Source organism: Halomonas sp. (assembly GCF_031581305.1).
In the GTDB taxonomy this organism is placed as follows: Bacteria; Pseudomonadota; Gammaproteobacteria; order Pseudomonadales; family Halomonadaceae; genus Halomonas.
Genome location: NZ_JAVLBC010000145.1, coordinates 1 through 8,030 on the forward strand (window position 1 = coordinate 1; position 8,030 = coordinate 8,030).

Genomic DNA, 8,030 nt, shown 5'->3' on the forward strand with positions numbered 1-8,030 from the left:
GCGAGAAAAGCCGCCTATGGTACCCAAAGCCTTGGCGTGTGGCGAGGCGCCCGGGTGACTACAAATGGCAGTCGGCAATAGTGGCACAACTCGGGGCTACTCCGGCGATGGGTCTACGAGGAGGCGCTGTAAACCCTTCCCTGGGCGCTACCGACGCCCTGCTGCGCTCTCGCATCCTGCTCCGCTTGCAGGGCCGGTGCTGGCCATCCATGGCCAGCCCGTTCGGAGGAATCCTCCTCACCCCTGGCGTAGGACCTCCTCTACGCCCCATCCCCGGCGCCCCTCACCTCGGTACACCTATTACCTTGGGCGCCCACAGGCAGCACGCTCCCACCTAGTTAAGCAACTTGCGGGCCATTCGCCGCCCGACCCACCAACACAGACTTGACGAAACGGTCAGGTCTTTCGTTCGTGTCACACGCCACGCGCTTCCAGCACCCGCTCCACCGTCTCGACGATGGCCTGGGTCTGGGGGTCGATCTCGATATTGACGGCATCACCCGGCCCCCGTTCCACCAGCACCGTGCGGGCCAGGGTCTCGGGGATCAGGTCGACGCAGAACCGCGGGCCGTGATCCGCGGTGGCCGAGCGCACCTCACCGATGGTCAGGCTGATACCGTCCACCCCGATATAACCCTTGTCGAACAGGAAGCGTCCCAGGGGGTGAGGCACCTCGAACCAGAGCCGGCGATTGTTGGGCGCCTCGTCGAGTTCGACCAGTTCGGCCAGGGCCATGACGTGGCCGGACATGGCATGGCCGCCGATCTCGTCGCCGAAGCGCGCCGCCCGCTCGATATTGACACGATCCCCCTCCTTCACCGCACCAAGATTGGTCACCCGAAGGGTCTCGCGCATCAGGTCGAAGCTGACGCACTCGCCATCGAGGGCAGTCACCGTGAGACAGACCCCGTTGTGGGCCACCGAAGCACCCAGCGCCAACCCCTCACGCAATTCTGCCGGCAGCGCCAGCACATGGGTACGAAAGGCCTCCGCCTCATGGATAGCCACCACCTCGGCGGTGCCCTGTACGATGCCTGTGAACATGAACGCTCCTGCTGCTGGCCGGCCGTGACCGGGCCGGGGAAAGAGCGCCAGTCTAGGCAACCCCGGGGACGACGTCCATGAGGGTGAGGGGCAAAGCGAGGGGCGAGGCGCACAGGCCCTTTGGGGTCAGACCCCGACCATACGAGGAGGTCCGTCATCGTGCGCTTTCCCGGCGGATGCGATCGCCGCCGGGGTCTGACCCCTAAGGGGCTCAAACGCTCATCACCGCGGATATCTTCCAGCACTATCCTGCCATGCAGGAAATTCCTCCAGGACGAAGCTTTCTTGACGACATCATCGCCCATTGTCATTGACATACGCTCGTTCGAAACCTATCGTTAGCGGCTACATATTTGAAGGCGCCGATTTGACTCCCGGATTGCGGGCGCCGACGTCGCGGATTGCCCTCAGGGCAACCCACGCCGTGAAGTGCAGCTAAAAGGGTGTGTCCAGCGTTGATGGCCACCCGCCAGGGTGGCTTTTTTTTCGTGCCTACCCACTGCCCTGCCCGCCCGACGCTCGACCGGCGCCCCCACCGGCGGCTGTGATGATTCGACTCCACGACGTTTCCAAGACCTACTATCCGAGGGGGCGGCGCAGCACCAGCTCTGCCGTGACGGCACTCAAGCATGCTGACCTCCACGTGCCCCAGGGCCGGATCCATGGCGTGATCGGCCTCTCCGGTGCCGGCAAGTCCACCCTGATCCGCTGCGTCAATCTGCTGGAGCGCCCCACGACGGGCACCGTCACCGTGGACGGCCAGGAACTGACCGCCCTTTCCGGGGCGGCGCTCAACCAGGCACGTCACCGGATCGGCATGATCTTCCAGCACTTCAACCTGCTGACCTCACGTACCGTCTTCGCCAACGTGGCCCTGCCGCTGGAGCTGATGGGCATGAAGCGTGGCGAGGTTCGTGAGCGGGTCACGCCCCTGCTGGAGCTGGTAGGCCTGGCCGACAAGACGCGCCAGTACCCGGCGCAGCTTTCGGGCGGCCAGAAGCAACGCGTGGCCATTGCCCGGGCGCTGGCCAGCCGTCCCAAGGTGCTGCTCTGCGACGAGGCCACCTCGGCACTGGATCCCCATACCACCGGGTCAATCCTGGAACTGCTGCGCGACATCAACCAGAAGCTAGGCCTGACCATCCTGCTGATCACCCACGAGATGGAGGTGGTCAAGTCGATCTGCCACCGCGTCAGCCTGATCTCCGACGGCGAACTGGTCGAGGAAGCCGACGTGGGCGACTTCTTCACCGCGCCACGCACTCGCCTGGGGCGCGACTTCCTCAATGACTTCCTGGAGCTGGAACCACCGCGCGCCCTGTTCGAACGCCTCGAGGAGCACCCCGGGCCACACAGCCACCCGGTGGTTCGCCTGGCCTTCTCGGGCGATGCCGTCTCGACCCCGCTGATCTCGCGGCTGGCCAGAGAGTGCGGCGTGGACGTCAGCATTCTCCAGGCCAAGGTGGAATCGATCCAGGAGCGCACCCTGGGGCTGATGATTGCCGAACTGATGGGCCCGAGGGAGAAGACCCGCGAGGCCCTCGACTATCTCGAAACCCACGACCTGCAGGTGGAGGTGCTCGGCCATGTCCAGCGCGATGATTGACCTGATCCTCAAGGCCACCCTGGATACGCTCTACATGGTGGGCGTGTCGGGAGTGATCTCGTCCCTGGTGGGCATCCCGCTGGGCGTGCTGCTCTACGTCACCCGGCCGCGGCAGATACTGGCCGAGCCGACGCTCAACCGGGTCCTGGGGGCGATCACCAACATCGGTCGCTCGATCCCCTTCATCATCCTGATGGTGGCGATCATCCCCTTCACGCGGATGCTGGTCGGCTCATCGATCGGTACCAATGCCGCAGCCGTTCCCCTGACCATCGCCGCCATCCCCTTCGTGGCGCGCCTGGTCGAGGGCGCCCTCAACGAGATCCCCCCGGGACTGGTCGAGGCCGCCCAGTCCATGGGCGCCACACCCTGGCAGATCATCACCAAGGTGCTGGTCCCCGAGGCGCGCGGCGGCATCTTCACAGCGCTCACGGTGACGGCCGTCACCCTGGTCAGCTACTCGGCCATGGCCGGTGCCGTGGGTGGTGGCGGCCTGGGCGACCTGGGCATCCGCTATGGCTACAACCGCTTCAACCCCACCATCATGCTGATCACCGTGGTGATCCTGGTCGTGATGGTCCAGGGCTTCCAGAGCCTGGGGGATTATCTGGTCCGAAAAAGCGACCACAAGTGAGTGAAGACACTGATTTACTCCTGCGCTCGGGCCCTTGATAAAAACAGCTGGCCGCCGGCGGTGCCGGTGCGCCGGCCCGGTCGCCTCCTCATGTAGCAGGCCACACACCGGGAGCTGTGCTCCGGGGTCGGCCAGCCTCTCTTCGCTCGCAACGCAAATCAGCGCCTTCCCCAATATAGAAACGCAATATATAGTATTTAGCTATTAGAAATTAATCTATTATTCTCTTCATGTAGAGATAGTACGAAAGGAGAACCACCATATGCGCAAGAGCCTGATCGGCACCCTGACCGCCTCCGCCCTGACCCTCGGCGCCGGCAACGCCCTGGCCGACGAACATTCCATCAAGGTAGGCACCGTGGCCGGTCCCGAGACCGACGTGATGCAAGTGGCCGCCGGGATTGCCCAGCGCGAGTACGGCCTGGAGGTCGAGATCATCGAGTTTACCGACTACGTGACCCCCAACGCCGCCCTCGCCGACGGCAGCCTCGACGCCAACGCTTACCAGCACGAGCCCTACATGCGCTCCATGGTCGAGGATCGGGGCTACGACTTCGCCATCGCCGGCTATACCTTCGTCTACCCGATCGGCGCCTACTCAGCGAAGTACGACAGCATCGAGGAACTCCCGGACGGGGCCACCATCGCCCTGCCCAATGATCCCTCCAACGAAGGGCGCTCCCTGATCCTGATGCACAACGAGGGGCTGATCGAGCTAGAGGATCCGGCGTACCTGGAAGCCACGCCGCTGGATATCGCCGAGAACCCCCGCGACTTCGACTTCCGCGAGATCGAGGCCGCCCAGCTGCCGCGCGTGCTGCCCGACGTGGACATGGCGTTCATCAACAACACCTTCGCCCAGCCGGCTGGACTGAGCCTGGACGACGCCCTGATCAAGGAGGGGCCGGAGTCTCCCTATGTCAACCTGATCGTGGTGCGCGGCGGTGACGAGGACCGCAAGGCCATCCAGCAGCTGGTCGAGGCCTACCAGACCGAGGAAGTCGAGGCCAAGGCAGCAGAACTGTTTGGACCGCAGGCGGTGCCCGGCTGGAAGTAAGGTAACTCAAGCCTGGCGCGAGGGGCGCCGGGGGCAAGCCGGAGAGGAGGTCCTACGCCAGGGGTGAGGAGGATTCCTCCGAACGGGCTGGCCATGGATGGCCAGCACCGGCCCTGCAAGCGGAGCAGGATGCGAGAGCGCAGCAGGGCGTCGGTAGCGCCCAGGGATGGGTTCACAGCGCCTCCGGAAGGCCGGCCCCGCTCGAAGGCTTGACGACGGATCAGCCCCGAGCGAAAACACGATTCGAGATAGCCAAAGGGCCAGCCACTGTGCCGGCCCCTGTCGTTAAAGGAGCCGCCATGATACCCGACTACCCCCTGCTGGCCCGCCAGCTCGAAGCCCTGCTCGATACCCGCGACTGGCTGACCAACAGTGCCCAGACCTGTGCTTTCCTGATGCAGGAGCTCCACGACCTCAACTGGGTGGGCTTCTACCTGCAACGCCAGCCGGAGATGCTCTCGCTGGGCCCCTTCCAGGGCAAGCCGGCCTGTCACCCCATCCCCTTCTCGAAGGGGGTCTGTGGTGCCGCAGCCCGCACGCGCAGGAGCCAGCGCGTGGATGACGTGCATGCCCTGGCGGACCATATCGCCTGCGATGCGCAATCTCGTGCCGAACTGGTGGTGCCCCTCGTGGTGAACGACCGCCTGTGGGGTGTGCTGGACCTCGATAGCCCGAACGAGGGACGCTTCAGCGAGGTCGACCAGGCAGGCACCGAATCACTGATGATGACATTTGTTGAGAACACAGACCTGGCAAAGGCGTTTCAGTAAGCAATATACCATGCCCGGAGAACATCGGTTCGAGCGGCACAGGGTAAAGAATTTACTCAGGACAAGAAACCTACTAGGTGTTCAAAAACGAGGCGACCTCTTGGCGGTCCTCTTGATCATGCTCATCAGTTACGGCCATTTAATTGCTGATGACCCCGCCATTGTTGGCGGGGCCGCTATTCAGGAGACGGCTTTTTCTGGATAGCATGTTCCAGAGGGCTTATGCCTTACGCATAGTGCCTGGCGCTGGCGACGATCTCTTTAGCGAGGTCGTCATCATGACAGTGGTCGGCAATATCACCGATGGTAATGATACCTACCAGATCCTTGTCGGTGGCGTTGTTTAGCACCAGGAGCCGCTGAACCTTCTGTTGCTGCATGTTCTTGAGCACAGCGGTCAGATCTTCGTCCTCGAAGGTGTAGAGCGGCTTGTCGGAGGCGATGTCCATTGCCTTTCCTGCCGGATCCATGCCTTCGGCAATTCCACGGACGACGATATCGCGATCGGTAACGACACCCACCACCTTGTCGTTCTTGACCAGAGGCTCGAAACCGGAATCGATATCGCGCATCTTGTCGGCGACCTCGCGAATCGATACATCAGCATCCAGATACTCGGGGCGCGTGGTCATGACTTCTTTAGCTTGCATGGCAAACCTCCTATGCAGTGGAAACATCAAGGCCTAAATGCACAATTATCGCATTGAAAAGAAACATCAAAATGTGACTCCAAGCCCCAACATTAAGGTTAGTTCGACAAACAGGACTTTTCAAACCGGTATTCGGTGAATTATCGCGAGAGATTGAGCGAGACGAGATCAATCGACAACCTCCATGCCGTCTCATCGATGACTTTGGTTCGCAACATACTATTTTAATAATTATTAATTTAATGCCGCATCGGCTGAACCGACTTCGACGAATCTTGAGACCGCCACCTTTCTCGATGCGATTTTTTTTCAACTGCAGGACATAGGGCGGCGCACCCGCTCCTCGTTCTCGCGGAGCTGGCTGATATCGGTGAATAACACCGCGTAGTGGTTGGTGACGCCCTGGTCGTCGGTGATGGCGGTGATGGTCAGCTGCTCGAGGAACAGCTGGCCGATCTTGCGCCGGTTCCAGATCTCGCCATGCCAGTAGCCGTGGGCCTGCAGCTCCTGCCACATGGCGTGCTAGAAGTCGGCGTCATGGCGGCCGGGAGTGGGGAATGTAACGCCTGGACCGGCCTTCGGCGACGCCGCCACGGCCACTACCACGTCGCCGTATGGTCTAGCGCAGCCAGTTTTCCGGGTAGGATCCGGATGAACAACCTACCGAGAGGTCACACCTAGGCGCCGCGGGACAGCGCCTGCCAGTCGTGGCGACCCTGCCATGCCTCGAGCCATTCCGGCAGCTCGCCGGCTGGCATGGGCCTGGCGATGCCGTAGCCCTGGGCCAGAGTACAGCCCAGCGACAGGAGGGCACGGGCATGGTCCAGGGTCTCCACCCCTTCGGCGAGCATGGGCCGCTTGAAGCGGTTGGCCATGTAGATGACGCTCTCGACGATGGCCATGTCATCCGGGTCGGTCAGCATGTCGCGCACGAAGCTCTGGTCGATCTTGATCAGGTCCACCGGCAGCTGGCGCAAGTAGGTCAGCGAGGAGAAGCCGGTGCCGAAGTCATCGATGGCGAAGTCGATGCCCAGCACCTTGCAGCGTCGCATGGCCTCCAGCGCGGCCTGGATGTCGTGCATGGCGGCGGTCTCCAGCACCTCCAGCTTGAGCAGCCGCGAGGGCACCTCCGGGACACCGGCCATCAGGTTGCCCAGGCGTTCGGGGAAGTTGCCGCTGAGCAGGTGGGCGGGGCTGATGTTGACGTGCACCGTCAGCGCGATGCCCATTTCCAGCCAGGCCTGCAGCTGCCTCAGCGCCGCCTCGATGACCCATTCGCCGAGCTCGACCTCCAGCGAGGTTCCCTCGGTCACTGGCAGGAAAGCGCCCGGCACCAGCAGCCCCTCCTCGGGATGCTGCCAGCGCACGAGGGCCTCGACCCCGATCACCCGGCCGCCCAGCATGTCGATCTGGGGCTGGTAGTGGAGCCGCAGCTCCTGGCCGGCCACGGCCGTGGCCAGGCGCTGGCGGCGCTCCTGACGCAGCCTCAGCTGGCGGTCGAGCCCCGGGTCGAAGACATGGTAGAGGTTGCGGCCACGCTGCTTGGCGCGGTACATGGCCTGGTTGGCATGGCGCAGCAGCACGTCCCCCTCGACCTCGTCGCTGGGATAGACGGCGATGCCCAGGCTGGCCGAGACGCGCAGCGACTGTCCCTCGATGACGATGGGCTGGCGAATCGCCTCGAGCAGCTGCTCGAAGTCGCCATCGCCCTCGACATCGTGCTGGAGCAGCACGAACTCGTCGCCGCCGGTGCGCGCCAGGACGTCGTCGCCACTCAGCAGGTGGCTGACCCGATGGGCGAAGGTAGAGAGCAGCAGGTCGCCGACCTCCCGCCCCAGGCGGTCGTTGATGCGCTTGAAGTGGTCGATGTCCAGGGCACAGACGGCCAGTTGCCCGCCCTGCTGGCGCACGTGCTGCATCGACTCGTGGATCAGCTGGGTGAGCAGGTGCAGGTTCGGCAGGCCGGTGAGGCCGTCGAAATAGACCTCCCGTCCGGCCTGGCGCCCCGCCGAGGTCAGCGACGCCAGGTCGGCCAGCACGATGACCTGGTGGGAGACCTCGCCCGCCGCGTCACGCACCCGGCGCACCGACAGCAGAGCCGGGTGGACCCTGCCTCGGCAGTCGCGGTAGGAGACCTCGGTCTTCACCCGATCGTCGACCTGCAGCGCCTGCCACAGCCGCAGGGGGCGCTCGCCGGCCAGGCACTGCAGGCCGAATGCCTCGGGGGGCTGGCCGAGCACCTCCTCGCGCCGGTAGCCGGTCAGCTCGG

Annotated in this window: 8 protein-coding genes; 4 read left to right on the forward strand and 4 right to left on the reverse strand. The window is 63.7% G+C overall.

Translation table 11 applies throughout. From position 1 onward, the window contains the following. Positions 1 to 414 precede the first annotated feature (414 nt). On the reverse strand, positions 415 to 1,044 hold the full coding sequence (locus tag RI841_RS11995) for a riboflavin synthase subunit alpha (protein ID WP_310705833.1): 630 nt from the start codon (positions 1,042 to 1,044) through the stop codon (positions 415 to 417). A 547-nt stretch (positions 1,045 to 1,591) separates the two neighbouring features. Between RI841_RS11995 and RI841_RS12000 the strand changes: the two genes are divergently transcribed. From RI841_RS12000 to RI841_RS12015, 4 genes are all read left to right on the forward strand, one after another. Further along, positions 1,592 to 2,650 (forward strand): methionine ABC transporter ATP-binding protein, encoded by a 1,059-nt coding sequence (locus RI841_RS12000; RefSeq protein WP_310705834.1) that lies wholly within the window; start codon positions 1,592 to 1,594, stop codon positions 2,648 to 2,650. Then, positions 2,631 to 3,284 carry a methionine ABC transporter permease gene (locus RI841_RS12005; RefSeq protein WP_310705835.1) on the forward strand — a complete coding sequence of 218 codons (654 nt, stop codon included), beginning with the start codon at positions 2,631 to 2,633 and terminating at the stop codon, positions 3,282 to 3,284. Before RI841_RS12000 ends, RI841_RS12005 begins: the two co-directional genes overlap by 20 nt. A gap of 262 nt (positions 3,285 to 3,546) precedes the next feature. Beyond that, positions 3,547 to 4,341, forward strand: a complete 795-nt coding sequence (locus RI841_RS12010; RefSeq protein WP_310705836.1) for a MetQ/NlpA family ABC transporter substrate-binding protein — start codon at positions 3,547 to 3,549, stop codon at positions 4,339 to 4,341. Positions 4,342 to 4,640: 299 nt separating this feature from the next. Further along, complete coding sequence (locus RI841_RS12015; RefSeq protein ID WP_310705837.1) at positions 4,641 to 5,111, forward strand: GAF domain-containing protein; 471 nt, start codon at positions 4,641 to 4,643, stop codon at positions 5,109 to 5,111. 227 nt (positions 5,112 to 5,338) lie between these two features. Here RI841_RS12015 and RI841_RS12020 read toward each other — a convergent pair whose 3' ends face one another. The 3 genes from RI841_RS12020 to RI841_RS12030 all read right to left on the reverse strand — a co-directional run. Continuing rightward, positions 5,339 to 5,761, reverse strand: a complete 423-nt coding sequence (locus RI841_RS12020; protein WP_310705838.1) for a CBS domain-containing protein — start codon at positions 5,759 to 5,761, stop codon at positions 5,339 to 5,341. A gap of 309 nt (positions 5,762 to 6,070) precedes the next feature. After that, positions 6,071 to 6,277 (reverse strand): hypothetical protein, encoded by a 207-nt coding sequence (locus RI841_RS12025; RefSeq protein WP_310705840.1) that lies wholly within the window; start codon positions 6,275 to 6,277, stop codon positions 6,071 to 6,073. A 161-nt stretch (positions 6,278 to 6,438) separates the two neighbouring features. After that, on the reverse strand, positions 6,439 to 8,030 hold a 1,592-nt coding region (locus RI841_RS12030), incomplete at its 5' end, for an EAL domain-containing protein (RefSeq protein ID WP_310705841.1).

What these genes read in the sequence shown, in the direction of transcription:
- RI841_RS11995 (WP_310705833.1), bottom strand. Translation starts at nt 1,044, where the DNA reads ATGTTCACAGGCATCGTACAGGGCACCGCCGAGGTGGTGGCTATCCAT.
- RI841_RS12000 (WP_310705834.1), top strand. Translation starts at nt 1,592, where the DNA reads ATGATTCGACTCCACGACGTTTCCAAGACCTACTATCCGAGGGGGCGG.
- RI841_RS12005 (WP_310705835.1), top strand. Translation starts at nt 2,631, where the DNA reads ATGTCCAGCGCGATGATTGACCTGATCCTCAAGGCCACCCTGGATACG.
- RI841_RS12010 (WP_310705836.1), top strand. Translation starts at nt 3,547, where the DNA reads ATGCGCAAGAGCCTGATCGGCACCCTGACCGCCTCCGCCCTGACCCTC.
- RI841_RS12015 (WP_310705837.1), top strand. Translation starts at nt 4,641, where the DNA reads ATGATACCCGACTACCCCCTGCTGGCCCGCCAGCTCGAAGCCCTGCTC.
- RI841_RS12020 (WP_310705838.1), bottom strand. Translation starts at nt 5,761, where the DNA reads ATGCAAGCTAAAGAAGTCATGACCACGCGCCCCGAGTATCTGGATGCT.
- RI841_RS12025 (WP_310705840.1), bottom strand. Translation starts at nt 6,277, where the DNA reads ATGTGGCAGGAGCTGCAGGCCCACGGCTACTGGCATGGCGAGATCTGG.